The following is a 25,744-nucleotide window of genomic DNA, read 5'->3' on the forward strand; positions in this document are numbered from 1 at the left end:
CACGGACGCCGCGACCGCCCGGTTTGCACGAGACTTCGATCCGTGGCCGAAAAAAGCGCGGTTGGGGCGGTAGCGGCCGACCATTCTGGTCTTCCCGGCGCGGGTCGGGCTGAGCGATCACACCACCGGGGCAAGACGCAAGGCCGGGTGCCGACCTGATCAGCCCTTGAACACGCGCTTGGGACGGAACTCCCCGCCGCGGATTTCGCCGAGCGCCACCAGGGAGCCTCGGGCAAAGGCACCGGCATCGTCGCATTCCACCGGCGCATCGCGGCCGCGCAGGATGATGGGGTTGCCCATTCGCAGCTTGTAGGCCTGTTCGTCGGTGATCATGATGCGCGGCAGCATCGACAGCGCCTGGCCGACATCGATCAGATAGGCGTCGAGCGCGGCGAGCCGTTCGTCCTCGTCCGCGACCTCCTCCAGCGCCACCAGATCGGCTAGTGCCACCATTGCAGCCTCGTCGAACGGGGCGACCATCGAGCGCCGAAGACTGGAGACATGCCCGTAGCAGCCGAGATCCCGGCCGAAATCGCGCGCCAGCGAGCGGACATAGGTCCCCTTGCCGCATTCGACCTCGAAGACGGCATGGTCGGCGTCGGGGCAGGCGAGAAGCGTGATGCGGTGAATCTCGACCTCGCGGGTCGGCAGTTCCACCTCCTCGCCCGCGCGGGCCATGTCATAGGCTCGCTCGCCGGCGATCTTGACGGCGGAAAAACGCGGCGGCACCTGCTCGATGGCGCCGGTGTAATCCGGCAGCAGCGCCTCGATGGCGGCACGGTCCGGACGGGTCCCGGAAGCGGCGATGACAGCACCCTCCAGGTCGTCGGTGCTGCGTTCCTCGCCCCAGGCGACGGTGAATTCATAGACCTTGCGTCCGTCCATCACATAGGGGACGGTCTTGGTGGCGTCGCCGAGCGCAATCGGCAGCATGCCCGACGCCAGCGGATCGAGCGTGCCGGCATGGCCGGCCTTCTCGGCCTTGAACAGCCACTTGATCTTGGAGACCGCCTCGGTCGAACCGAAATCCCATGGCTTGTCGAGGATCAGCCAGCCCGAGATCGGTCGGCCCTTGTTCTTTCCGCGCCGGCCCATCTCAGGCCTTCGTCTCGTCGGAGCCGCCCTGGTCGACCGCATCGGCATCCGCTTCCTCCGCGCCATCGGTCGCGACGTCGTGGTGATCGAGATCGCGGGCGACCGCAGGCGACTTCAGCAGGTCATCGATGTGCTTGTAATTGGCGAAGCTGGTGTCGTCGCGGAAGCGCAGTTCGGGAATGTTGCGCATCTGCCTGAGATCAGGCGAGACGCGGCCGCGAATGAAGCGGGCATGCTTGTTCAGCGCCGCGATGGTGCCGGCGTGGTCCTCGACGCCGAGCGGCGTGACGAAAGCCGTGGCGACCATCAGGTCGGGGGACATACGCACTTCGGTGACGGAGATGAGCGTGTTGGAGAGCACCGGATCGCGGACGTCGCCGCGCTGCAGCACCTTGGTGATGGCGACACGCACCTGTTCTCCGACGCGCAACATGCGCTGGGACGGAGCGGAGGATGTGGGTTTGGGCATGGGAAATCCAACCGTTCTTGCGGGCGCGGCAGCCTGGAGATGCAAGCCAGGGAACCGGCCGGGCTGATCGGCCCGACCGGTTCAATGCATCACAAGGAGCGTGTGATGTGCTCGACGCGGAAACACTCGATGACATCGCCTGCGCGGATGTCCTCGTAGTTTTCGAACGCCATGCCGCACTCCTGGCCGCCATGAACCTCGGAGACTTCGTCCTTGAAGCGCTTGAGGGTCTTGAGCTTGCCTTCGTGAATGACGACATCGTTGCGGATCAGGCGAACGCCAGCGCCGCGCTCAACCTTGCCTTCGGTGACACGGCAACCGGCGACCTTGCCGACCTTCGTGATCGAGAAGACCTCGAGGATCTCGGCGTTGCCGAGGAAGGTTTCCCGACGCTCCGGAGACAGCAGGCCCGACATTGCCGCCTTCACGTCATCGACGAGATTGTAGATGATGTTGTAGTAGCGGATCTCGACGCCGTCGCGCTCGGCCGCGTCGCGTGCCTGCTTGTTGGCGCGGACGTTGAAGCCGATGATGGCCGCCCCCGATGCTTCCGCAAGCGAGATGTCGGACTCGGTGATGGCGCCGGCACCGGAATGGATGATCCGGGCCCGGACCTCGTCCGTCGACAGCTTGTCGATGGCGCCGGCGATGGCTTCGATGGAGCCCTGAACGTCACCCTTGATGAGCAGCGGAAACTCCTTGACGCCGGAAGCCGACAACTGGGTCATCATCTGCTCGAGCGAACCGCGCGAACCGCTCTGGCGGGCCACGGCCTTGTCACGCGACAGGCGCTGGCGGTATTCGGCGATCTCACGGGCACGGGCGTCGGTCTCGACCACCGCGAAGCGGTCGCCAGCCTGCGGCGTGCCCTGAAGCCCGAGGATCTCCACCGGGAAGGCGGGACCTGCGTGATCCACCGGTTCGCCGCGATCGTTGAGCAGCGCCCGAACGCGGCCCCACTGGTCTCCGGCGACGATGATGGCGCCGGGACGCAGAGTGCCGGTCTGCACCAGCACCGTGGCCACGGGACCGCGGCCGCGGTCGAGCTTGGCCTCGATGACCACGCCTTCGGCCGTGCGGTCCGGATTGGCCTTGAGGTCGAGCACTTCAGCCTGCAGCAGGATGGCATCAAGCAGCTTGTCGAGGTTGATGTTCTTGAGCGCCGAAACCTCGACGTCGAGGACTTCGCCACCCATGCTTTCGACGAAGACCTCATGCTGCAGAAGGCCGTTGCGGACCTTCTGGGCGTCGGCCGAGGGCTTGTCGATCTTGTTGATGGCCACGATGATCGGCACGCCGGCCGCCTTGGCGTGGTTGATGGATTCCACCGTCTGCGGCATGACCGAGTCGTCGGCCGCGACCACCAGGATGGCGATGTCGGTGGCCTGGGCACCGCGAGCGCGCATGGCGGTAAAGGCGGCGTGGCCGGGCGTGTCGATGAAGGTGATCTTGTGACCATTCTTCTCCACCTGGTAGGCGCCGATGTGCTGGGTGATGCCGCCAGCCTCGCCGGAGACGACATTGGCGTTGCGGATGGCGTCGAGCAACGAGGTCTTGCCGTGGTCGACATGGCCCATGATGGTGACCACCGGGGGACGCGACTTGAGCTCACCGGCCTCGTCGGAGACATTGAAGATCCCGAGCTCGATGTCGGATTCGGAGACGCGCTTGACGGTGTGGCCGAATTCGACCGCGATCAGTTCGGCCAGGTCCGCATCGATGATGTCGCCGGGCTTCATCATCTGCCCTTCCTTCATCAGGAACTTGATCACATCCACAGAGCGTTCGGCCATGCGCTGCGAGAGTTCCTGGATGGTGATGGTCTCGGGCAGGATCACTTCACGCATTACCTTTTCGCGGGTCTCCTGCATCGAGGAGCGGCGCATCTTTTCCTGGCGACGGCGCATGGCCGAGAGCGAGCGCCCGCGGGCATTGCCATCGTCGTTGAGGGCCGCGGTCAGCGTCAGCTTGCCGCGGCGGCGATCTTCCTCGGTCTTGGCCCGAGCCGGCTTGGCGGGTTCCGGGCGAACCACCTTGGCTCCGGGGCGGCCGGGGCCGCCGGAGCGGGCTGCAGGCTCTTCCTCTGCCTGGTGACGGCGCGAGCGCACCACTTCGCCGGTGATCGGCTTGGTGATTTCGGCAGCTGCGGCCGCATCGGCGATGGCCTTGGGGCTGAGTTCCTCGACCGGGGCGCGGGGCGGACGTGCCGCCTCTTCCTTGGCCAGGCGCGCGTCCTCGATTGCCTGGAGGCGATCGGCCTCCGCCTTCTCCTCGGCGCGGATCTTGTCTTCCTCGGCGCGACGGGCGGCGGCGATGACGGCCTGCTTGGCCTCCTCGACATCGCGAACCCTCGAATCCTGCAGCGCACGGCGGCGCGCATCGATCTCGTTGGGCGAGAGCTGGTTGAGAACGACACCCATGCGCGGCGGCGGAGCCGAAGAGGCGCGCGGCGACGGAGCAGGCGCGGGACGCTGCGGGGCGGCAGGACGCGACGGAACGGCAGGACGGGCGGGTGCGGCCGGACTGGACGGCGCAGGCGCAGCCGTGCGGGCCGGTTCGGCAGCGCGCTCGGGCGTCGAAGTCGTGGAGACGGGCGGGCGCGGCGCCAGGTTGACCGGCGCGGGCGCCGGCTTCTCGTCCTCGGGACGCGTGAGGCGGCGCTTGCGCGTCTCCACCACCACGGCCTTGGTGCGACCCCGGCCCATCTCCTGCCGAACCACGCCCTGCTCGATGGAAGGACGCTTCAGCGTGAAGGTCTTCTTGCCGGTTTCACCGATTGTCTTGTCGTCTTTGCTATCGCTCATTCCGTATCCGTTTCCCTGGATCAGCCGCTTTTGCAGCGCCAATCCTTCTCATGTCCGGCCAGACCTGGGCATGGCCACCCGCGTCTCTTCAAGTCCCGACCAGCGGGACATCTCTGTAGCGCGCAAGCGTCTTTGCGCGCTTCACTACACCTTCACCGGCCTGCCCTGCAAGCGCGACAGCATGGATAAACGCCGCTTCGCCCAATGCATGGTCCAATTCCTGGGCTGTAAACGGCCTGAAGACCGGAATCTCCGGTTCTTCCATTCCTCTGGCGCGCGCCGTGATGGCCTGGCGCAATTTTCTGACCCCGTCGTCGGCGGCGTCGGAGGCGTGAAACACCGCCAGCGCCTCTCCCGACCGGATCGATGCGTCCGCCTTGGTCGAGCCCTTGATGAACTGCCCCGACTTGCGGGCCATGTTCATCATGCCGATCAGGCTTTCAGACAGCAAACGGTCGATCAGGGAACCCAGGTCCGGGTCCACTTGTACCGCATCCTTGAGGGCGCGCGCAAACAACTTGCGCTTCACCGCCTCATCAACCTTGCTCCGTTCCGCCGTCACCCAGCAACCGCGGCCCGGAAGGACCTGGCGCAGGTCCGGGACCAGCGCCCCGTCGGGACCTACCACAAACCGGATCAATCCATCCGGTTTGTCCCTGTCGCGGGTGACAATGCACATGCGGTCGTTCACGGGCTCGATCCTGACCTTCATGTCGCGCCTCAGGGCCGCAGCCCTCAGGCCTCTCCGTCCACCGTCTCTGCGGCTTCCGCGTCGATTGCGTCCTCGTCCTCGCCGGTCTCGACCATCAGATCCTCGACTTCGTCGGCGGTGATCCAGCCTACCGCGACGCGGGCATTGAGGATCATCACTTCCGCGTCGGCACGCGACAGGTCGAGCTTGGAGAACAGCCCCTCGAAGCGCTTGGTCTCGCCGTCCTTGCGTTCGGTCCAGCCGATGAGGTCATCGACGGCGCAGCCGGCGAAGTCCTCAAGCGTCTTGATGCCGTCCTCGCCGAGCGCCACCATCATCGCGGTGGTCATGCCGTCGATCGACCGCAGCTCATCGCTGACGCCGAGCTCGACGCGCTTGGCATCCAGTTCCGCTTCGGCCTTCTCGAGATATTCGCGTGCCCGGGTCTGCAACTCGGAAGCCGTGTCTTCGTCGAAACCTTCGATCGAGGTGATTTCCTGGAGGTCGACATAGGCGACTTCCTCGACCTGACTGAAGCCTTCCGAAGCCAATACCTGGCCAACCATCTCGTCAACGTCAAGGGCTTCCATGAACAGCGCGGTGCGCTCGTTGAATTCCTTCTGGCGGCGCTGGCTTTCTTCCTCTTCCGTCAGGATGTCGATGTCCCAGCCGGTGAGCTGCGAGGCGAGGCGGACATTCTGGCCGCGGCGGCCGATGGCCAGCGACAGCTGTTCGTCGGGAACCACCACCTCGATGCGTTCCGCATCCTCGTCCAGCACCACCTTGGTGACTTCCGCCGGCTGCAGCGCGTTGACGATGAAGGTGGCCGGCGAGGGCGACCACGGAATGATGTCGATCTTCTCGCCCTGCAGTTCGCCGACGACGGCCTGGACGCGGCTGCCGCGCATGCCGACGCAGGCGCCGACCGGATCGATCGAGGAATCGTTGGAAATGACGGCGATCTTGGCGCGCGAACCCGGGTCGCGGGCGACCGAGCGGATCTCGATGATGCCGTCATAGATCTCGGGCACTTCCATCGTGAACAGCTTGACCATGAACTGCGGATGGGTGCGCGACAGGAAAATCTGCGGGCCGCGCTGTTCGCGGCGAACGTCGTAGACATAGGCGCGGACCCGGTCGCCGTAGCGGAAGGCTTCGCGCGGAATGGTCTCGTCGCGGCGGATGATGCCTTCACCGCGACCGAGGTCGACGATGACGTTGCCGTATTCGACCCGCTTGACGGTGCCGTTGACGATCTCGCCGATACGGTCCTTGAATTCGTCGAACTGTCGGTCACGCTCGGCCTCGCGCACCTTCTGCACGATCACCTGCTTGGCGGACTGGGCGGCGATGCGGCCGAAATCCATCGGCGGCAGCGGATCGGCAATGAAATCTCCAAGCTGGGCGTCGGGATTGCGATCGCGTGCCAGCGCCAGCGGGATCTGCAGCGAATAGTCCTCGGCGTGATCGACGACCTCCAGAAGGCGCTGGAGGCGGATCTCGCCGGTCTTGGAATTGATGTCGGCGCGGATGTTGGACTCGGAGCCGTATCGCGAGCGGGCAGCCTTCTGGATCGCATCCGCCATGGCGGCGATGACGATCTCGCGGTCGATGCTCTTCTCGCGGGCGACCGCATCGGCGATCTGCAGAAGTTCGAGCCTGTTTGCACTGACTGCCATGACTTTCTCCGTTCAATGGGCCCGCATCGCAGGCCGCTTCCGTTCGTGATCGCTGCCGAAGCAGGCATTGGGTTGATCCGCCCGAGCACCTCGCGGGGCGCGGCTGCGGCTGTCTCACTCCGATTCGGTGTCGTCGTCCTCGACGTCGATCTCGGGATCGTTCTCGTTGGCCGCAGCGCGCGCCGCCTTGTCGGCCCTGAGCGATTCGCGGATCAGATCGTCCGTCAGCACCAGCTTGGCTTCCGCGAGCGCGGCAAAGGGAATCTCAGACCTGCTGTCCTCGCCGTAGGCGGGCTGGTCACGCTCGATGACGAACCCGGCCTCGGTGAGATCGCGTATGAACCCGCGATACCGCTTGCGGCCATTGACCAGCACCGACGTGTCGCAGCGAACCAGATGCCCCTGCCAGCGTTCGAAATCTGTCCGTCTCACCAGCGGACGATCGATGCCCGGCGACGAGATCTCCAGATGGTACTGCTTCTCCACCGGGTCTTCGACATCCAGCACCGGCGACAGCGCCCGCGAAACGGCTTCGCAGTCAGCCACATTCATGCTGCCGTCGCTGCGCTCGGCCATGATCTGCAGCGTCAGGCCATTTTGCCCCGACAACAGCACGCGCACAAGCCGAAAACCGATGCTCTCGATCACGGGCTCGACGATGGCGGCAATGCGCGCGTCGATGCCGGTCTCGCAGATCAGCCGCGGTTCAGTCTCTGTGGATTCGGTGTCATGGTCAGTCATCGGTCATCCGTCTAATGGCGAAGCCGGAACCGGTCTGCATTTCAAGATCCGCAGGGCATGGTCCAGGCTGTTGAAGTGTCGCATGCGCCCGGCGAACCCGGCTGGCCGACCCTCGCTGGACCGGCAATCGCGCACCGCAAGGGCGGCAGGCGTATCGGCCGGCGTCATCGGGTCGGCGCATGCACGTTACGGCCACCGGCTGTCGATGGACCATTACGCTCACTGGCATGAGACCGGCAACAAAAAAGAGCGGGTCCGGGTGGGCCCACTCTTGTTCATGACGATCAAGAATTTGGACTTGTCTTAACCTGTTTTCCGGCAGGGCGCAAGACAATAGCATCGGCGCGCCGGGCCGCGGCACGGGCATCGCTCCGGCGCCCGTGGACGGCTCAGCCGGCGCGGACGAAGGTCAGATAGGTTCCCCGGCGCCCTTCCCGGAAGGCCTTCGCCTCGTAGCGGGTGCCGGGCCATCCGTCCCAGGGCAGGCGCCAGTCATCGGCCTGGCTGGCAGGCCAGTCAAACAGCGGATGGGCGATGACCTGGGCCAGCGTCCAGTTGACATAGGTGTCGATGTCGGAGGCAAAGCAGAACAGGCCGCCGGGCTTGAGAACCCGTGCGAACCGGTCGAGGTTCACGGTGGAGACGAAGCGGCGCTTCCAGTGCTTCTTCTTCGGCCAGGGATCGGGATAGAGCAGATCGATCCGGTCCAGGCAGGCGTCCGGAAGCCAGTCCAGCACGCGCGTGGCGTCATCATCGTAGACCCGGATGTTCTCCAGTCCCTGCTCGACGCCGGCGGCCAGCATCTTGGCCATCGAATTGATGAAGGGCTCGACGCCGATGAAACCGGTGTCGCGGAACCGTGCGGCACGGGCCAGCAGATGCTCGCCGCCACCGAAGCCGATTTCCAGCCGCCGCGACGTCACCGGAACCGACCATAGCCCGTCCAGTGGCTGCGGCGCCGGACGGCCTAGATCAAGCAGCCGCGCGGGCAGGACCGACGCCAGCGCTTCCGCCTGCGGCGCGCTCAGGGTCTTGCCGCTGCGACGGCCGTAGAAGGCTTCCGTCGCCCTGCTTCTGCGGGGTTCTGCGTTCATGGTGCTGTCCGTGCCTGGCGTCCGGTGATCAGCCTCGGACGGCTTCCTTCAGCGCCTTGACCAGATCGAGCTTCTCCCAGGAGAACGAGCCGTCCCGGCCCGCCTTGCGGCCGAAATGGCCATAGGCCGCCGTCCGGGCATAGATCGGCTTGTTGAGGTCGAGATGCTTGCGGATGCCGCGAGGGGTCAGATCCATCACCTTGGGAAGGGCCTCCTCGAGGGCTGCCTCGGAAACCTTGCCGGTGTCATGGAAATTGACGTTGATCGACAGCGGCTTGGCAACGCCGATGGCATAGGCGAGCTGGATGGTGCAGCGATCGGCGAAACCCGCGGCGACGGCGTTCTTGGCCAGGTAGCGCGCGGCGTAGGCGGCCGAGCGGTCGACCTTGGTGGTGTCCTTGCCCGAGAATGCACCGCCGCCATGGGGGGCGGCGCCGCCATAGGTGTCGACGATGATCTTGCGGCCGGTCAGGCCGGCGTCGCCGTCGGGGCCGCCGATCACGAAGGCCCCGGTGGGATTGATGTGCCAGGCGCAATCATCGGCGATCCTCAGATCGCCCATGGCCTCCCGCACATAGGGTTCGACGACCGAACGGACCTTGCGGGAATCCCATGTCGGGTCGAGATGCTGGGTGGAGACGACGATGGCCGCGACCTCAGCCGGCTTGCCGTCGATGTAGCGCACGGTCACCTGGCTCTTGGCGTCCGGACCGAGCTTGCCCGCCTCGCCATCGCCCTTGTGGCGGGCGGCGGCCAGCAGTTCGAGAATCTTGTGGCTGTAGTAGATCGGCGCCGGCATGAGCTCCGGAGTCTCATTGCAGGCATAACCGAACATGATGCCCTGGTCGCCTGCGCCTTCCGAACCCTGATGGTCGGATGCGTTGTCGACACCCTGCGCGATGTGGGCGGACTGGAAATGCAGCAGCACCTCGATCTTGGCCGTCTTCCAGTGGAATCCGTCCTGCTCGTAGCCGATCGACTTGATGGCCTTGCGTGCGGCCGACTTGAACTTGGCCGGGTTGATGACTTCCTTGCCCGCCTTGTCGAGCTTGACGAGGGAGGGCGGCACCCGGACCTCCCCGGCGATCACGACCCGGTTGGTGGTCGCCAGCGTTTCGCAGGCCACACGCACGCTCCACGGATCAACGCCGGTCTTCTTCGCTTCACGATAGACCAGATCGACAATCTCGTCCGAGATGCGGTCGCACACCTTGTCGGGATGGCCTTCGGACACCGATTCACTGGTAAAAAGAAAAGTCGAGCGCTCCATGGCGGGCTCCATCACAGGTCAAGGTGCAGCCTGTTTAGTGGCAACGCACATTTCTGACAAGGTTAGAACGACATAAATATATCTTGATATGATCGGGAATGCGAACCGATCCCGGCGCAGGCGACACCGCCCCCGGCCGGCAACCGGCTGCCTGCCCCCATCGGAAACCGCAGCCGGTTCTGATCGGTCTATTCGGCCTCGCTTTCGGACGCCAGAGCCTTGACCAGATCCACCAGCTTGCGGCGAACCTTCGGGTCGGAGATCTTGACAAAAGCGCGATTGAGCTGAAGGCCTTCCGAAGAAGACAGGAAATCAACGACATAGTTGGATGAATGGGCTTCCGAGGCGCCGGGCTGGCCCGTGGAAGGGTCACCGGGGGCGTCTTCAAAGAAGAAGGAAACAGGGACGTTCAAAATGGTCGATATGTTCTGAAGGCGGCTTGCGCCGACCCGGTTGGTGCCTTTTTCGTATTTCTGGATTTGCTGAAAAGTGATGCCCAGCGATTCCCCCAGCTTTTCCTGGCTCATCCCCAGCATGGTGCGCCGCAAGCGGATCCGGCTGCCCACATGTATATCGATGGGGTTTGGCTTTTTCTTGTTTTCAATCATAATCTTTACCTAACAAGAGCGCGACGCGCATGGCTGAACAAGATCCCGTCCTGCGTCTGGCTTCGGCAGCCACTTCAACTACCGACAATACAATCACGGCTCACGGGATGCGGGTTGACAATTACAACTATGCGATTTTAGGGGTTTTGCGTCAATCAGCATGGCGCCAATTACCCATGCGAGCCCCCCCGCCAAAAAACACCAAGACAGCGAAAAGCAGCCAGAAGTAGTGGGACGTGTTTTTCTGCACGAAGAATTTATCACGAGCCCGCGGTAAATCAACATCCAGTATGCCCTGCTCTCCCAACGCCATAGCGGCGACAAACCGGCCTTCCGAATCGATGACGGCGGAAATGCCGTTGTTGGCCGCTCGCACAAGTGGCGTGCGACGTTCCACCGCACGCAACTGGGCCTGCCGCAGGTGCTGGTAGGGACCCGGCGTCATTCCGTACCAGGCGTCATTGGTCACATTGAGCATGAGATCACCGCTGGAACCGCCGATCTGCGCCATGTCGGGGAAGATCGCCTCGTAGCAGATCAGCGGAAGCGCGGTGATCCCGCCCGGCAGGGTCAGCATCGACCGGTGCTCGGCGGCGGAAAAGCCGCCGAAGGTTTCCGCCAGCGGCGCAAGCCCAATCCGGCCGAACCAGGATTCAAAGGGCAGATACTCGCCGAACGGCACCAGGTGGGCCTTGTCGGCGGCGGCGATGATCTCGCCCTCGTCGTCGATCACATAGATGGAGTTGTAGTAGCGCGATGCCGTGCCGCCCTGCCCCGCTTCCACCCGCACTGCGCCGGTGATCAGCGTCTGGCCGACCTGGAGCACGTCGGCGATGCGGGCCAGCGCGCCCGGATTGTCGGTAAGCAGGAACGGCAAGGCCGTCTCGGGCCAGACGATGTAGGTCGGGCGGCGGCTCTCGGTGAGCGGCGGGCGGGCGGTGAGCTCCAGCAGCCGGGCGAAATTGCGCTCGCGCTCGGCGGAATCCCATTTCGCCGACTGGTCTATCGCCGGCTGAACCAGGCGGATGACCGGGTCGGTGGCGACGGCCGCCGTCGGGCGGGCGATATCAAGCGCATGCCATCCATAGCCGAGATGGGAGACAAACAGCGCCAGGGCCAGCAGCAGGCCGGGCACGGCGCCGCGCCGCGTGCCGACCAAAGCGGGCGCGCTGAAAACGAAGACAGCCAGCATCGTCATGCAGCCAAGGCCCACGACCGCGGCGGACTGCATCATCAGCGGCACCGGCATGGCCGTGTAGCCGATCTCGTTCCACGGAAAGCCGGTGAACAGGACGCCGCGGGCGTACTCAGCCAGCCCGAAGCCGGCGGCCAGAGCCGCGGTGCGACCGACACCGTCGGACCAGATCATCCGCGCGAACGCGGCCGCGAATCCGTAGAACAGCGCGAGAACCGCAGGCAGCCCGAATACAGCCAGCGGCAGCGCCCAGACGGCACCGGTGCCATCGACGAGGAGTGCATTGCCAAGCCACCAGAGGCCGGCGGTGAAATAGCCGAAACCGAACCACCAGCCGGTGGCGAAGGCCGGGCGCAGGCGCCCGATGAAACCCGCCTCGGCATTGCCGCTGGCGCCGTCGAGAAGCCAGACAAGAACCGGCATGGAGACGAACATGACCGCGAAGAAGTTGAAAGGCGGCAGCGCCAGGACAGCGAGCCCGCCGGCGAGAAGCGACAGCAGTGCCCGCTTGATGCCCCAGACAAGCATGATTTTCTCGGCCAGCCGTTCCAACGCCATAGGTCCCCACAATGCCGATGCCCTCCCGGGCGAATCAGTTGCGGCATCTTTTCAAATAATCCGCGGCTTGTCCGGTCGCGGCGCGACGATCATGCGGATGCGGGGATGACGGCGAGCCTCAGGAGATCTGCTTGTCCAGATTCGCCTCGGCTCTGGCCGGTTCGGGCTCGGTGCGGGTGGTGCGGCGACGGGCGGCGGGGCGGCTGCGGATGATTCTCACCCGCTTGACCCGGCGCGGATCGGCGTCGACCACGTGGAATTCGAACCCGGGGAGCGCCTGGACCACCTCGCCTCGGACAGGCACGCGGCCGAGTTCCGAGAAGATCAGTCCGCCGAGCGTGTCGACCTCCTCGCTGGGTTCGCGGATGTCGAAATCCGGGCCGATGGCCTCGGCCACATCCTCGAGCTCGGCCTTGGCATCGATGAGCCAGACATCCTCGCCCGACTTGACGATCAGCGTGTCCTCTTCATCGTCATGTTCGTCGGCGATGTCGCCGACCACCATTTCGACAATGTCCTCCAGCGAAACCAGGCCATCGGTGCCGCCATACTCATCAATGACAAGGGCCATCTGGATGCGATTGGCCTGCATGCGGCTCATCAGGTCGGAGGCGTGCATCGACGCCGGCACGAACAGCACCTTGCGGACGATTCCGGATTCCTGCAGCGTCTTGGTCAGGTCCACCTTGGAGAGTTCCAGTGCCTTGAGCGGGACCTTCCGGCCGCCGCTGGCCGACGTCGTCCTGGCGGGTGCACGGGTCCGCTTGGCGCGCGCCTGCTTGGTGATCCAGGCGAGCAGATCGCGGATATGGACCATGCCGCGCGGATCATCCAGCGTCTCGCCATAGACGGGCATGCGGGAATGGCCGGATTCCTCAAAGATCTCCAGCAGATTGCCGATGGTGGTCAGTTGGTCGACGGCCTCTATATCCGCACGCGGCACCATCAGGTCCTCGACGCGCACCTCGCGCAGGCGCATGATGTTGTGCAGCATGGCGCGTTCGGTGGCTGTGAAGGCTTCGTGCAGGTCGCCGCCCGATTGCAGCGCGTCGGTGAGATCGTCGCGCAGCGTTTCCCTGTCGGCCGGCGGAAACAGCATGCGCGTCACCCGCTGCCAGAACCCGTAGCCGTTGCGTTCCTCAGCAGGACTCTCCGGGTCGGACTGGGGACTGTCCGAGTCATCGGTGGAAGGGGCGGAAGCTGCGGCTTTCGCATCGCCGGGCAAAGCCGGGCTGTGTTCTTCGGTCATTGTCACTTTATATTCGTTCCGGCTCAAGGTCGCCGTAGGGATCAGATAGTCCAAGCGTGGCCAAAATGCGAGTCTCAACTGATTCCATTTTCTCCGCCTCGGCCATTTCCATGTGGTCATAGCCGAAGAGATGCAGGAAACCGTGGGTGATCAGGTGAACCAGATGTGCCTCGACCGGCTTGGCGAGATCCCGGCTCTCCGTCTCGATCGTCTCCCGCGCCAGGATGATGTCCCCCAGCAGCGGTCCCGGCATGCCGCCCGGGCGGATCGGGAACGCCGGAAAGGAGAGCACATTGGTCGGCTTGTCCTGGTCCCGCCACTCCGCGTTGACCGACCTGACGAAGGCGTCGTCGGCAAACACCAGCGAGACTTCCGTCGGCTCCTCGGGGAACGGCTGGTTCTCGTTTTCCCGCAGGTCGGACGCGGCGGCCGCCAGCACACGGGAGACGAGCGATTCAAGTTCGGCGTCGTCGCCCCAGCCCTCACCCTCGACGGAAAAGACGAAATCCACCAGCGCCCGTGTCATGTCCGGCTTTCACCGGGATTGGGCAGGTATTTGGCATCGTAGGCCTCGACGATCCGCTGGACGAGCGGATGGCGAACCACATCGGCGGCCTTGAAGCGGCAGGTGACGATGCCATCGACGCCCTCGAGGAATGCCAGCGCCTCGCCGAGGCCCGAGGTGACGCCGCGCGGCAGATCGACCTGCGACGGATCCCCGGTGATGATCATGCGCGAGTTCTCGCCCAGGCGGGTCAGGAACATCTTCATCTGCATCTGCGTCGTGTTCTGCGCCTCATCCAGGATGACGGCGGCGTTGGCGAGCGTGCGGCCGCGCATGAAGGCGAGCGGCGCGATCTCGATGACCCCGGCGGTGATGGCGCGCTCGACCTTGTCGCCCGGCATCATGTCATAGAGCGCGTCGTAGAGCGGCCGGAGATAGGGATCGACCTTTTCCTTCATGTCGCCTGGAAGGAAGCCGAGCCGTTCGCCGGCCTCGACGGCAGGCCGCGACAGGATGATGCGCTCGACAGAGCCGCGCTCCAGCAGTTGCGCGGCATGGGCGACGGCGAGATAGGTCTTGCCGGTGCCGGCGGGACCCACCCCGAAGACAAGCTCCGCCCGCTCCATGGCGCGCATGTAGGCATCCTGGGTCGGGGTGCGGGCGATGACCGTCTTCTTGCGGGTGGAAATCTGGGCCAATGCCAGCTTGCCCTTGCGCTCGAGCGTCGGCAGAACCAGCTGGTCGTCAGCCGCCTGGGCCATGCGGACGGCGCCCTCGACATCGGAGATCTCGACGCTGGAGCCCTTCTGCAGCCGGTCATAGAGATAGTCCAGGGCGCGGCGGGCCTGGTTGGTGGCCAGTTCGTCGCCGCGCAGCGTGACGGTGTTGCCGCGGGCGCGGGCGTCTATCTTGAGCCGCTGCTCCAGCAGCGCCAGATGCTGGTCGAATTGACCGAACAGTTCGCTGGCCAGGCGATTGTTCTCGAACGTCAGTGCAATGTGGGTGGCGTCGGATGCGCCGGCGGCGGTTGCCCGCGAAGCGGGCGCAGACAGGTCATGCGCTGTCAAACTGATTGGCTCCTGGCGTTTTCGGGCTTCAGTCTCACGTCACAGCGGCGTAGAGGCTGTTAGACCCAGTTTCCGTGATTCGCACCCGGACAATGTCACCGATTTTCCCGGCCTTTGCATCAACAATAACAGGTTGCAGCCAGGGTGAGCGGCCAACCATCTGGTCGGTGTTGCGCCCGGGTTTCTCGATGAGCAGATCGATCTCGCGGCCCACGCATGCGGCGGCGAAGGCGCGCTGCTGCGAGAACAGCAGGGTCTGCAGTCTTTCCAGACGCTCCGACTTGACCGCCTCGTCAACCTGCCCGTCAAGGTCGGCGCCCGGCGTGCCGGGCCGGCGCGAATATTTGAACGAGAACGCCTGCGCGTAGAAGACCGTCCCGATGAGGCGCATCGTATCCTGGAAATCCTCATCCGTCTCGCCGGGAAACCCGACGATGAAATCGCCCGACAGCGCAATGTCGGGATTGACGGAACGGATGCGTTCGACAAGCCGGATATAGTCGGCAGCCGTGTGGCGGCGGTTCATGGCCTTGAGGATGCGGTCGGAGCCCGACTGCACCGGCAGATGCAGATAGGGCATCAGTTCGGGCAGATCGCGGTGGGCCTGGATCAGCGCATCGTCCATGTCGCGCGGATGGCTGGTGGTGTAGCGCAGGCGGTCGACACCTGGAATGGTGGCAAGCCGGCGCAGCAGTTCGCCCAGCCCCCACTCCCGATCATCGCCGCCCAGGCCGTGCCAGGCATTGACGTTCTGGCCCAGCAGCGTGATCTCGCGGACGCCTGCCTGCGCCAGCCGGGTGGCTTCCTCGATGATCCGGGCGGCCGGTCGCGAGGTTTCGGCGCCGCGGGTATAGGGCACCACGCAGAAGGTACAGAACTTGTCGCAGCCCTCCTGCACGGTGAGAAAGGCAGTGACGCCGCGGGCCCGGATGGTCTTGTCGGTGGCCTTCGGCAACGCCTCGAACTTGTCGTCGGGCGGAAAGTCGGTGGCCACGACGCGCTCGCCCGCGCGCGCACGCGTCAGCGCCTCGGGCAGACGGTGATAGGTCTGCGGCCCGATGACGACATCGACGACGGGGGCGCGGCGGATGATCTCCTCGCCTTCGGCCTGGGCGACGCAGCCGGCCACCGCGACCATCAGGTCGCCGCCGACGAGGCGGCGCTGGCGCTTCATCTTTTCGAGCCGGCCCAGCTGGGAATAGACCTTTTCAGCCGCCTTCTCGCGGATGTGGCAAGTGTTGATGAGAATGAGGTCGGCGCTCTCCGGACTGTCGGTGGAGACATAGCCGTCACGGGCGAGCGCATCGCCCATCCTTTCGGAATCGTAGACATTCATCTGGCAGCCATAGGTCTTGACGAAGACCTTGCGCCCGTGCGGCGCGATAGCGGGCTCCGGCGCGGGGACGGCTGCGGGTTCTAGGTTGGCGATATCGGTCATGGCCGGTCTTTTAACCGCAAATGCCGGGCTTGCAAATGGCTTTCACCCGGCGTGTCACGGATGCAGCCGGCCGCGGAGCGCGCGGGCCAGGGTCGAGCGGATCTCGCTCTCCATCGCCCGGGACGTGCGCTTGCGGTCGCTGGCGGCATCAAAGACGACCGGCTCGCCGAAGATGACATCGACCTCAAGCGCGCCTTCGCGCAGCACCGCCAGCAGGTGCGGCCCCAGCGCCACGTCTCCGGGCCAGGCAGCGATGGGGCGGTGGTAGCGGCCGATCGGCATGCCATGGATGCCCGTATAGGCGATCGTCACCGGCTGGATGTGGACGCAGCCCCCGGGTGCACGGGCGATTGCGGCGGTCGCCGCCCCGAACAGCGACGACTTGAAGGGCAGGACCCGGTTGCCGTCCGAGGTGGTGCCCTCGGCAAACAACACGACGATCTCGCCGGCGGCGAGGCGGGTGGAGACATCGGAAATCTGGTGCCCGGTGGTCCGCTTCTGCTCACGGGCGACGAAGACCGAGCGCTGCAGCCGGGCGAGCCAGCCGAAGACCGGCCATTGCCTTACTTCGGACTTGGCGATGAAGACCACGTCGGCCGCCGAGCCGAGCACCATGATGTCCTTCCAGGAGGCGTGGTTGGCGACCAGCAGCAGCGGCCTGTCCGCCGCAGGCGCGCCGCGCACCCGGACTTGCAGGCCGATGATCCGGCACATGAGCAGGTGCCACCAGCGCGGCAGCCGGCGCATCAGCGGCCAGTTGCAGGCGATTGCCAGCAGTTGCAGCGGCAGCAAAGTCAAGGTGAGCAGCAGGAAGACCATGCCGATGATGCCGATGCGCAGGATCGCCATCATCGGCGAAGACCACGGCGCCCGCGGCCGGGCTCGCCGGAGCCGATGGCCCTACCGCAGGTCACGGCGCAGCACCAGGGCCGTGGATGTCTCCGAACCGGCGTGCGCGTAGTAGGCGCGGCGCTCGCCGACCTTGACGAAGCCGAGCCTGGCATAGAGCGCGACGGCGGCGACATTGGCCTCGTCCACCTCAAGGAAGAGCTCCTCCGCGCCGCGCCTGACCGCCTCCCGGGTGGCCGCCTGCATCAGGCGCCAGCCGAGGCCAGAGCGCTGGTTGCCCCTCTTGACACCGATGGTCAGGATCTCGGCCTCCCCGGCCGCCTCGCGGGCGAGCACAAAGCCGCTGGCGGCATCGCGCGCCGTTCCCGCCGCGCAGGCCAGGAAACCGAATACCGACGGCTGGCTGATGAGGCTGAGAAACTCGCCGTCGCTCCAGGCGCGGGCGGTTCGCGGGCCGCCGAAGGCCGCGGCATGGATCTCGGCGGCAATCACCGCATCGGCCGTCAGCACCGGAACGATCTCGTAGTCCGGCTTGCGAGAGAACAAGCGTCGGAACATCGTTCAGGCCTCCCGCGCCAGGGCGAATCCCGCCTGCGGCTTGGCGTCGGGGTCGCGGAGATACAGCGGCTGCGGCGGATAGGCGGCCGGATCGAGACCGGCGCCGATGCGGGCGACCGCCTCGATGGAAGGCGCATCCGGATGAACCAGCCCGCCGCCGGCCAGCCGCACCTGCAGCGCGGGCTCGATCGCCACGAGCTGACCCGCGGCACTGCCGGCAAGCAGGCAATCCGAAGTGGCGGCCAGCAGCGCCGCCGCCTCCGGCTTCAGTTCGCAGGGGGGGACAGCGAAGCCGCCATCGGCGTTGACGACAGCACACCATACATGCTCCCTGCGGGCATCGAGAGCGACCATCACCGCGCTGTCGCGCACCCGGGCCAGAGGTTGCGCCATGGCCATCAGCGTCGGAACACCGACGCAGGGCACCGACAGCGCAAGTGCCAGGCCGCGGGCAAAGGCAACGCCGACGCGAATGCCGGCGAACGAGCCGGGACCGGTGGTCACCACGAGCCGCTCGACGGCTGCGAGATCGGTTCCCGCCAGCGCCAGCACCTCCGCAACAATTCCGGGCAGAAGCTCGGCATGGCCACGACCGATATCGGGGCAGCGGGAGGCGATGGGAGTGTCGGTGGCGGAGTCATGGAGCGCCACGGCGCAAAATCGCTGGGCACAATCAATGGCAAGTATCAGCACAGGCGGTTCCCGCTTTCAGACCGATCCGGATGAACGGAAAGCCTGTTCTAGATCGTTTGCCGAACAAATGTAAACGGTTCCGCCGCCTTGCCGCGGCATCCCGCAAGAGGCGTCCGGCGCAACGTCGCGCGCCGGCGGAGTCTCAGACGGCCTCGACCTCACGCACTTCCGGGACGAAATGCTTGAGCAGGTTCTGGATGCCGTGCTTGAGGGTCGCCGTCGAGGACGGGCAACCGGCACAGGCGCCCTTCATGTGCAGGAACACCTTGCCGTCGCGGAAGCCGCGAAAGGTGATGTCGCCGCCATCCTGCGCCACTGCAGGGCGGACGCGTGTCTCGAGCAGTTCCTTGATGGTGGCCACCAGGGTCTCGTCGCCGGGTTCGAAGAACTCCTCTGCCCCGACCGGGACATCCTGGCCCGCTTGCGACAGCACCGACTGGCCCGACATGAAATGTTCCATGATGGTGCCGAGAATGGCCGGCTTGAGATGCTGCCATTCCGGTCCGTCCTTGCTGACCGTGATGAAATCATAGCCATAGAAGACGCCGGTCACGCCGGGAATGCCGAACAGCTTGGCCGCCAGGGGCGAGGACGCGCCGGCCTCGTCGCCGTCGCGGAAATCGGCGGTGCCCGACTCCATCACCACCCGGCCGGGCAGGAACTTGAGCGTTGCGGGATTGGGTGTGGCTTCGGTCTGGATGAACATGACAAGGTCTCCATGGCGCGCCGGTGCGTCGGCCAGTTTAGAATTCTTCAAAACAAGATAGGCCCTGGGCGGACTTCTATCAAGTGGGACCCGGTCCGCAATCAGGACAGGGCGTCAATTTCCTCGTCCGACAAGGCGTCGGGAATCACCGTGACCGGAATGGGAAAGGCGGCGCCGCGGCCGGCAATCGAGGAGACGAGCGGACCCGGGCCGTCCTTGGCCGATCCCGCGGCAAGAACCAGGATGGCAATGTCCTGGTCCTCCTCGATGACCGCGTGGATCTCCTCGGCGGTGCTGCCCTGCCGGATCCTCGTCTCCGGATCGATGCCGAGAAGCGTGCGCATCTTCTCGGCCGCGTTTGCCAGGGTTGATTCGGCCTCTTCCATGGCTTCGGCTCGCATGATTTCCTCGACGCCCAGCCAGTGCTGAAAGTCACCCGACTGGATCACATAGACCAGCACCAGGCCGCCCCCGGAATTGCGCGCCCGCATGCCGGCATAGCGCATGGCCCGCTCGCATTCGGGCGTGTCGTCAATGACCGCCAGAAACTTGCGGCGGTGACCTTCTTCGCTTGAGCGTCGTCTTGATACCATGGTCGGGACATTGCCATCAGATGCGGGCGGGCCGCAAGGTTGATTTTTCCGGGTTGCGTCGTCTGCGCCGAAGCGGTTGCCCCGGAGCCGGCGAATGCTAGAGCATTTCCAGAGGAAGTGAATTTCACTTCGTCGTAGGACAATGCGACAAATCAAAAACTGGAGCGCTACTGCTGTTCAATGAAAAGCAGACGCGCTCTAGACGAAGCCGATGATTTCCTTGACGTCCGTCATCGTCCGCTCGGCGATGACATTGGCGCGGGCGGCGCCGTCCCGGAGGATGGCGTCAATGTGGGCGGGATCGGCCATCAGGCGGCGCATCTCGGCGCTGATCGGCTCGAGCACCGTGACTGCAAGGTCGGCCAGCACCGGCTTGAACTCGGAGAACTGCCGGCCGCCATATTCGCTGATGACGTCCTGCCTGGTACGGTCGGCGAGAGCGGCGAAGATGCCGACGAGATTGTCGGCCTCCGGCCGCCCTGCGAGGCCCTCGATCGTCTCGGGCAGCGGCGCCGGATCGGTCTTGGCCTTCCGGAACTTGCGGGCGATGGTGTCGGAATCGTCGGTCATGTTGATGCGCGAGAGGTCCGACGGGTCGGACTTCGACATCTTCTTGGTGCCGTCGCGCAGACTCATGACGCGCGGCGCCGGACCCTCGATGAGCGGCTCCGTGAGCGGGAAATAGCCGTTGACCTTTTCCTCGCCCATCATCATCTCGACGCCGAGTCCGGCCGCGGCGATGCGCTCGGAGAAATCGCTGTTGAACTTCTGGGCGATGTCGCGGGCAAGCTCCAGATGCTGCTTCTGGTCATCTCCGACAGGCACATGGGTGCCGCGATAGAGCAGGATGTCGGCAGCCATCAGCGACGGATAGGCGAGCAGGCCGAGGGAAGCATTCTCGCGGTCCTTGCCGGCCTTGTCCTTGAACTGGGTCATCCGGTTCATCCAGCCGATGCGGGCGACGCAATTGAAGATCCAGGCGAGTTCGGCATGTCCCGGAACGGCGGACTGGTTGAAGACGATGTGCTTCTTCGGATCGATGCCCGAGGCAATGAAAGCGGCGGCGATCGAGCGGGTCTGGTCCTTGAGGTCCTTGTGGACAAGCTGGGCCGTCAGCGCGTGCAGGTCCACGACGCAGAAGATGCAGTCATGCGACTCCTGCAGGGCAACGAACTTGCGGATGGCACCAAGATAATTGCCGAGCTGCAGGTTTCCTGTCGGCTGGACGCCGGAAAAGACAAGCGGACTGAAGGCGGACATGGATGGCTCCCGCGGCTGGTGGAGGGCTGAACGGATGGTCGGCGCGCGCTTATCGCCGATGCGCCGGATCAATGCAAGAGACCGGCCTCAGGCGACCGGCTTCGCACCCCGCCTGAGATAGCGCCTGAGCGCTCCGAAGTCGGCGCCGCCGGTGACGAAGGCCGCCAGCAGATAGACGGCCGCGCCGCCCAGGACCAGAGCCAGAAGCATGCCGATCTGCGAGAGGAGCGCTGTCTCGGGAGTGATGAGCGGAACCGCGTAGCGGGCGGCCCAGTAGAGCGCCGCCCCCATGACGAGCGTCGACCCCAGAAGTCTCGGCAGGCGGCGGCGGATGCCGGAGTCCAACTGCCAGTGCCCGCGCCGGACCAGGGTGGCAAACAGCAGCGCCGCATTGGCCCAGCCGGCGCAGATTTCCGCCACCGCGATGCCACGTTCGGCGATGAGCGGAAACAGCGTGATGGCCAGCGCCAGGTTGATGACCACAGACACGCCGGCGAAATACATCGGCGTCCGGGTATCCTCGCGCGCGAAGAAACCGGGTGTGAAGGCCTTGATCATGACAAAGGCGGGCAGTCCCATGCCGAAGATAGCCAGCACGGAGGCGACGATGTCCGTGGTTTCCGGCGAGAAGGCGCCGCGCTCGTAGAGAACGCGGACCACCGGCTCGGAAATGGTCAGCAGCGCAGCCGCCGCCGGCAGCGTCAGGAACAGCGCGAACTCGACCGAGCGGTTCTGCAGCGATGTGGCCTCGATCATGTGATTGGCCTTGAGCGCTCGGGCCAGTTCGGGCAGCAGCACGACGCCGACGGCGATGCCGACAACGCCGAGCGGCAACTGGTAGACCCGGTCGGAATACTGCAGGATCGAGATGGCGCCCGGCTTGCCGGAGGCGATCATCTGGCCGACGACCAGATTGATCTGGGTGATGCCGCCAGTGACGGCAGCGGGCAGCGCCAGCCACAGCAGCCGCCGCACATTGGGGGTCAGGCGCGGACGGCGCAGGCCGATGGTGATGCCGGCACGCCGCACCGAAACCGTGACGATCAGCAGTTGCAGCAGGCCGGCGGCGAGCACGCCCCAGGCCAGGTTGACGCCGATGGCCGCAGGCTCGATGCCGCTCTGCATGGCCAGCAGCAAAACGCCGATGAGGATGACATTGAGGAACACCGGGGCGATGGCCGCGGCAAAGAACTTGTGCAGCGAATTGAGGATGCCGCTCATCATCGCCGCCAGCGACATGCACATGAGATAGGGGAACATGATCAGCGACAGCCGCACGGTCATCTCGAACTTGTCGGCATCATTGACGAAGCCCGGCGCGACGATGGTCGCCACCAGGATCGGCATGGAAAGCTCCATCAGAATGGTCAGGATGATGAGCACGGTGAACAAGACGCCGAACACCTCCTCGCCGAAGCGCTTGGCGCCCTCGACGCCGTTGGCCTCGATCTCCTTGGCAAACAGCGGCACGAAGGCGGCGTTGAAGGCGCCTTCCGCAAACAGCCGGCGGAACAGGTTGGGGAAGCGGAACGCCGCGAAAAAAGCGTCGGAGACCGGGCCGGCGCCGAGCGCCGCGGCCATCAGCGCCTCGCGGGCGAAGCCGAGTATGCGGCTCGCCATGGTGGCGCCGCCGACGCTTGCGAATTTCCCGATCAGGCTCATGAAATCTCTTTCTGCGAGGTCTTTGCTTCGGTCTGCTCCGGCTTGGCCGCCGGGCGGCGCGATGAGGTCCCTGCCGGTGCGATCATTCCCGAGGGCATGGCGTCGCGCATCTCGTCGGCCTGGTTGGAGAGCACGGCCTTGAGCCGGGCAATGGTGTTGATCTGGCGGTTGTCGCTGGTGATCTTCATCCCTGTGAGGTCGCGCACGTAGAAGGTGTCGACCACCTTCTCGCCGAAGGTGGTGATATGGGCCGAGGCGATGTCGAGCGAGAGATCGGAAAGCACCGAGGTGATCTCCGAAAGCAGGCCGGTGCGGTCGAGGCACTCGATCTCGATGACGGTGAACTTGTTGGACAGGCTGTTGGAGATCGTCACCCCCGGCTTGACGACGAAGGGTCGCGGCTTCCTGCGGCCGGACTGCTTGCGGGCGATGACATCGGGGATCGACGACCTGCCTGCAAGCACATCCTCGATCATCGTGCCGATCGTGGCCGCCCGGCGCAGTTCGTCGGCGTCGTCGGGCCATTCGCGGTTGATCATGATGGTGTCGAGCGCCCGGCCGTCCGAGGTGGTGGAGACCTGGGCGTCGGCGATGTTGGCGCCGGCGGCGGCGCAGGCGCCGGCGACGATCGACAAGAGCCGCGGATGGTCGGGGGCCAGGAGCGTGATCTCCGTGATGGCGTGAAAGGCATGGGTGCGAACCATGGTCGCCAGCGGCTTGCCCGCCGCATCGGCGGCGCGGATGAAATCGGCGTGCCGCACCTGTTCCTCGATCGGCACCGACAGCAGATAGGGCTCGTAGTGCAGCCTGAGATAGGCGGCGCGGTCGCGGGCCGGCCAATCGGCGAGCGCGTCCGACAGCGCCGCCTGCGCATGCTTGGCGCGATCCCGGCGCGAGACCTCGGAGAATCCGCCGGAGATCATCAGTTCGGTCTCGTAGTAGAGGGTGCGCAGCAACTGCCCCTTCCAGCCGTTCCAGACCCCGGGCCCGACGGCGCGTATGTCGCAGACCGAGAGCACCAGCAGCAGCTTGAGTCGCTCGAGCGTGCGCACCTTTTCGGCGAAGTCGGAGATCGTCTTGCGATCGTTGAGATCGCGCGACTGGGCGACCATCGACATGGTCAGATGCTCGTCGATCAGCCAGGCGACCAGCTCGGTCTGCTTGGGTGTCATGCCGAGACGGGGGCAGAGCTTGCGCGCCACCTTGGCGCCGGCGACGGAATGGTCCTCGGGACGGCCCTTGGCGATGTCGTGGATGAGGACCGCGACGTAGAGCACGTCGCGCTCCTCGATGCTCGGCATCAGCTTGGAGGCCAGCGGATGTTCCTGGGTCTCTGTGCCCTTGTCGATGCCCGAGAGCACCGAGACGGCGCGGATCAGGTGCTCGTCGACGGTGTAGTGATGGTACATGTTGAACTGCATCATCGCGACGATCCTGCCGAACTCGGGAATGAACCGGCCAAGCACTCCGGCCTCGTTCATCCGTCGCAGGATGATTCCCGGCTGACGCGGCGAGGTCAGGATCGACATGAACAGCCGGTTGGCTTCCTCGTTCTCGCGCAGGCCCGCATTGATCATCCGGAGGGAGCGGGTCACCCGCTTGAGCGCATCGGGATGGAACTCCAGCTCGCGGATGTCGGCCAGATGGAACAGCCGGATGATGTTGACCGGATCGCGCTTGAAGACGTCGGCGTCGGCGAGCGTGATGCGGCCCTTGTCATCGAGAAAGTCGAGCGTGCCGGGAATCTTGCGGGTGCGGCTGGCAAAGCGGCTGATCATGCCGTTGATCAGCCCCGGCGCGAGCTTGGCCTGCTGGTCCTCGAGCCCGGCGCAGAAGATGCGGGTGAGGTCGCCCACGTCCTTGGCGACGAGAAAGTAGTGCTTCATGAAGCGTTCGACCGCCGAAAGACCCGGATGGTCCTGGTAGTCGAGGGCGGAGGCGATGTCGCGCTGGATGTCGAAGGACAGCCGCTCCTCGGGCTTGCCGGTGAGGAAATGCATGTGGCAGCGCACCGCCCAGAGAAAATCCTCCGCCTTCTCGAACAGCTTGAATTCCCGCTTCGACAGCACGCCGAGCGGCACCAGTTCGGCGGTGTCGCGGATGTGGTAGAAGTACTTGGCGATCCAGAACAGCGTGTGCAGGTCGCGCAGCCCGCCCTTGCCCTCCTTGACATTGGGCTCGACCAGATAGCGGGTGTCGCCGGCCTTGCGATGGCGTTCGTCGCGCTCGGCGAGCTTGGCGGCAATGAACTCGGGCCCGGTGCCCTGGACCACCTCGGCGTCGAAGCGGGCGCCGAGATCTGCGAACAGCGCGATCTCGCCGCAGATGAAGCGGGCCTCGAGAATGGCGGTGCGGATGGTCATGTCGGTGCGGGAGAGGCGGATGCATTCATCGACATTGCGGGTTGCGTGGCCGACCTTCAGTCCCATGTCCCACAGCACGTAGAGCATCCATTCGACCACCTGCTCGGTCCACGGGGTCTGCTTGTAGGGCAGCACGAACAGGAGATCGATGTCTGAGCCCGGCGCCAGCGTGCCGCGGCCGTAGCCGCCGACGGCCGACACGGTCATGCGCTCGGATGTCGACGGGTTGTCGACCCGGTAGACATGGACGGTGGCGAAGTCGAAGAGCGCGGAAATGATGGTATCGGTGAGATGGGAAATGCGCGCGGCGCAGAGCGAGCCGCTGCCGTCCTCGCCTAGCATGATCCGCGCCGCGTCACGGCCCCGGGCGCTGGTCTGCTTGACGCGGGCCAGCACCTCGGCACGGGCCTCCAGGCTTGCTCCGCCATGGGCGGCGGCGATCTCGTCGAGAGACTGCTTCAGCGCCGACCGGCTGACGATTTCGGCGTAACGCTCACGATCCTGGGGGTCTTTCGACATGCATCGGTCCTGACGTGGGCCCCGGTCCCGGACACGGTGAGGGAGCCCCATGAAATCTCATCGGCGGTCAGGACGGAC

At 65.3% G+C, this 25,744-nt stretch carries 22 protein-coding genes; all 22 read right to left on the reverse strand.

What is annotated here, in order from left to right; genetic code table 11:
• Positions 1-159: 159 nt before the first annotated feature.
• The 22 genes from truB to DFR52_RS13155 all read right to left on the reverse strand — a co-directional run bounded on the left by truB (position 160) and on the right by DFR52_RS13155 (position 25,666).
• Entirely contained in the window at positions 160-1,095 is a 936-nt protein-coding gene (gene truB, locus DFR52_RS13045; RefSeq protein WP_110032404.1) for a tRNA pseudouridine(55) synthase TruB, read from the reverse strand.
• Position 1,096: 1 nt separating this feature from the next.
• On the reverse strand, positions 1,097-1,564 hold the full coding sequence (rbfA, locus tag DFR52_RS13050) for a 30S ribosome-binding factor RbfA (protein ID WP_110032405.1): 468 nt from the start codon (positions 1,562-1,564) through the stop codon (positions 1,097-1,099).
• Positions 1,565-1,653: 89 nt separating this feature from the next.
• Positions 1,654-4,368: a translation initiation factor IF-2 gene (gene infB / locus DFR52_RS13055; RefSeq protein ID WP_110032855.1), complete on the reverse strand. Its 2,715-nt coding sequence runs from the start codon at positions 4,366-4,368 to the stop codon at positions 1,654-1,656.
• Between the two features lie 88 nt (positions 4,369-4,456).
• Positions 4,457-5,080 carry an RNA-binding protein gene (locus DFR52_RS13060; protein WP_110032406.1) on the reverse strand — a complete coding sequence of 208 codons (624 nt, stop codon included), beginning with the start codon at positions 5,078-5,080 and terminating at the stop codon, positions 4,457-4,459.
• A gap of 23 nt (positions 5,081-5,103) precedes the next feature.
• Positions 5,104-6,738 (reverse strand): transcription termination factor NusA, encoded by a 1,635-nt coding sequence (nusA, locus tag DFR52_RS13065; protein ID WP_110032407.1) that lies wholly within the window; start codon positions 6,736-6,738, stop codon positions 5,104-5,106.
• Positions 6,739-6,852: 114 nt separating this feature from the next.
• The gene (rimP, locus tag DFR52_RS13070) at positions 6,853-7,479 is read right to left on the reverse strand and encodes a ribosome maturation factor RimP (RefSeq protein WP_110032408.1); all 627 of its coding nucleotides are present in this window, start codon (positions 7,477-7,479) and stop codon (positions 6,853-6,855) included.
• A 389-nt stretch (positions 7,480-7,868) separates the two neighbouring features.
• On the reverse strand, positions 7,869-8,573 hold the full coding sequence (gene trmB / locus DFR52_RS13080) for a tRNA (guanine(46)-N(7))-methyltransferase TrmB (protein ID WP_110032410.1): 705 nt from the start codon (positions 8,571-8,573) through the stop codon (positions 7,869-7,871).
• 28 nt (positions 8,574-8,601) lie between these two features.
• Positions 8,602-9,843: a methionine adenosyltransferase gene (metK, locus tag DFR52_RS13085; RefSeq protein WP_110032411.1), complete on the reverse strand. Its 1,242-nt coding sequence runs from the start codon at positions 9,841-9,843 to the stop codon at positions 8,602-8,604.
• A 188-nt stretch (positions 9,844-10,031) separates the two neighbouring features.
• Positions 10,032-10,451, reverse strand: coding sequence for a helix-turn-helix domain-containing protein (locus tag DFR52_RS13090; protein ID WP_110032412.1), 420 nt, complete (start codon positions 10,449-10,451; stop codon positions 10,032-10,034).
• Between the two features lie 151 nt (positions 10,452-10,602).
• Complete coding sequence (lnt, locus tag DFR52_RS13095) at positions 10,603-12,198, reverse strand: apolipoprotein N-acyltransferase (RefSeq protein ID WP_110032856.1); 1,596 nt, start codon at positions 12,196-12,198, stop codon at positions 10,603-10,605.
• 124 nt (positions 12,199-12,322) lie between these two features.
• Positions 12,323-13,453, reverse strand: a complete 1,131-nt coding sequence (locus DFR52_RS13100; protein ID WP_110032413.1) for a hemolysin family protein — start codon at positions 13,451-13,453, stop codon at positions 12,323-12,325.
• A 7-nt stretch (positions 13,454-13,460) separates the two neighbouring features.
• Complete coding sequence (gene ybeY / locus DFR52_RS13105; RefSeq protein WP_110032414.1) at positions 13,461-13,979, reverse strand: rRNA maturation RNase YbeY; 519 nt, start codon at positions 13,977-13,979, stop codon at positions 13,461-13,463.
• The gene (locus DFR52_RS13110) at positions 13,976-15,025 is read right to left on the reverse strand and encodes a PhoH family protein (protein WP_110032415.1); all 1,050 of its coding nucleotides are present in this window, start codon (positions 15,023-15,025) and stop codon (positions 13,976-13,978) included. Before DFR52_RS13110 ends, ybeY begins: the two co-directional genes overlap by 4 nt.
• Positions 15,026-15,059: 34 nt before the next feature.
• Entirely contained in the window at positions 15,060-16,463 is a 1,404-nt protein-coding gene (gene miaB, locus DFR52_RS13115; protein WP_110032416.1) for a tRNA (N6-isopentenyl adenosine(37)-C2)-methylthiotransferase MiaB, read from the reverse strand.
• A 54-nt stretch (positions 16,464-16,517) separates the two neighbouring features.
• Positions 16,518-17,315, reverse strand: a complete 798-nt coding sequence (gene olsA / locus DFR52_RS13120; protein ID WP_110032417.1) for a lyso-ornithine lipid O-acyltransferase — start codon at positions 17,313-17,315, stop codon at positions 16,518-16,520.
• 48 nt (positions 17,316-17,363) lie between these two features.
• Positions 17,364-17,870, reverse strand: coding sequence for a GNAT family N-acetyltransferase (locus DFR52_RS13125; RefSeq protein ID WP_110032418.1), 507 nt, complete (start codon positions 17,868-17,870; stop codon positions 17,364-17,366).
• Positions 17,871-17,873: 3 nt separating this feature from the next.
• Entirely contained in the window at positions 17,874-18,563 is a 690-nt protein-coding gene (tsaB, locus tag DFR52_RS13130; RefSeq protein ID WP_110032419.1) for a tRNA (adenosine(37)-N6)-threonylcarbamoyltransferase complex dimerization subunit type 1 TsaB, read from the reverse strand.
• A gap of 142 nt (positions 18,564-18,705) precedes the next feature.
• Positions 18,706-19,269: a NifU family protein gene (locus DFR52_RS13135; RefSeq protein WP_110032420.1), complete on the reverse strand. Its 564-nt coding sequence runs from the start codon at positions 19,267-19,269 to the stop codon at positions 18,706-18,708.
• A 101-nt stretch (positions 19,270-19,370) separates the two neighbouring features.
• Positions 19,371-19,862 carry a universal stress protein gene (locus DFR52_RS13140; RefSeq protein WP_110032421.1) on the reverse strand — a complete coding sequence of 164 codons (492 nt, stop codon included), beginning with the start codon at positions 19,860-19,862 and terminating at the stop codon, positions 19,371-19,373.
• Between the two features lie 198 nt (positions 19,863-20,060).
• On the reverse strand, positions 20,061-21,122 hold the full coding sequence (trpS, locus tag DFR52_RS13145; protein WP_110032422.1) for a tryptophan--tRNA ligase: 1,062 nt from the start codon (positions 21,120-21,122) through the stop codon (positions 20,061-20,063).
• Positions 21,123-21,209: 87 nt separating this feature from the next.
• Positions 21,210-22,784 (reverse strand): murein biosynthesis integral membrane protein MurJ, encoded by a 1,575-nt coding sequence (murJ, locus tag DFR52_RS13150; RefSeq protein ID WP_110032423.1) that lies wholly within the window; start codon positions 22,782-22,784, stop codon positions 21,210-21,212.
• On the reverse strand, positions 22,781-25,666 hold the full coding sequence (locus DFR52_RS13155; protein WP_110032424.1) for a [protein-PII] uridylyltransferase: 2,886 nt from the start codon (positions 25,664-25,666) through the stop codon (positions 22,781-22,783). Before DFR52_RS13155 ends, murJ begins: the two co-directional genes overlap by 4 nt.
• Between the last annotated feature and the right edge of the window lie 78 nt (positions 25,667-25,744).

Source organism: Hoeflea marina (assembly GCF_003182275.1).
Lineage (GTDB): Bacteria > Pseudomonadota > Alphaproteobacteria > Rhizobiales > Rhizobiaceae > Hoeflea > Hoeflea marina.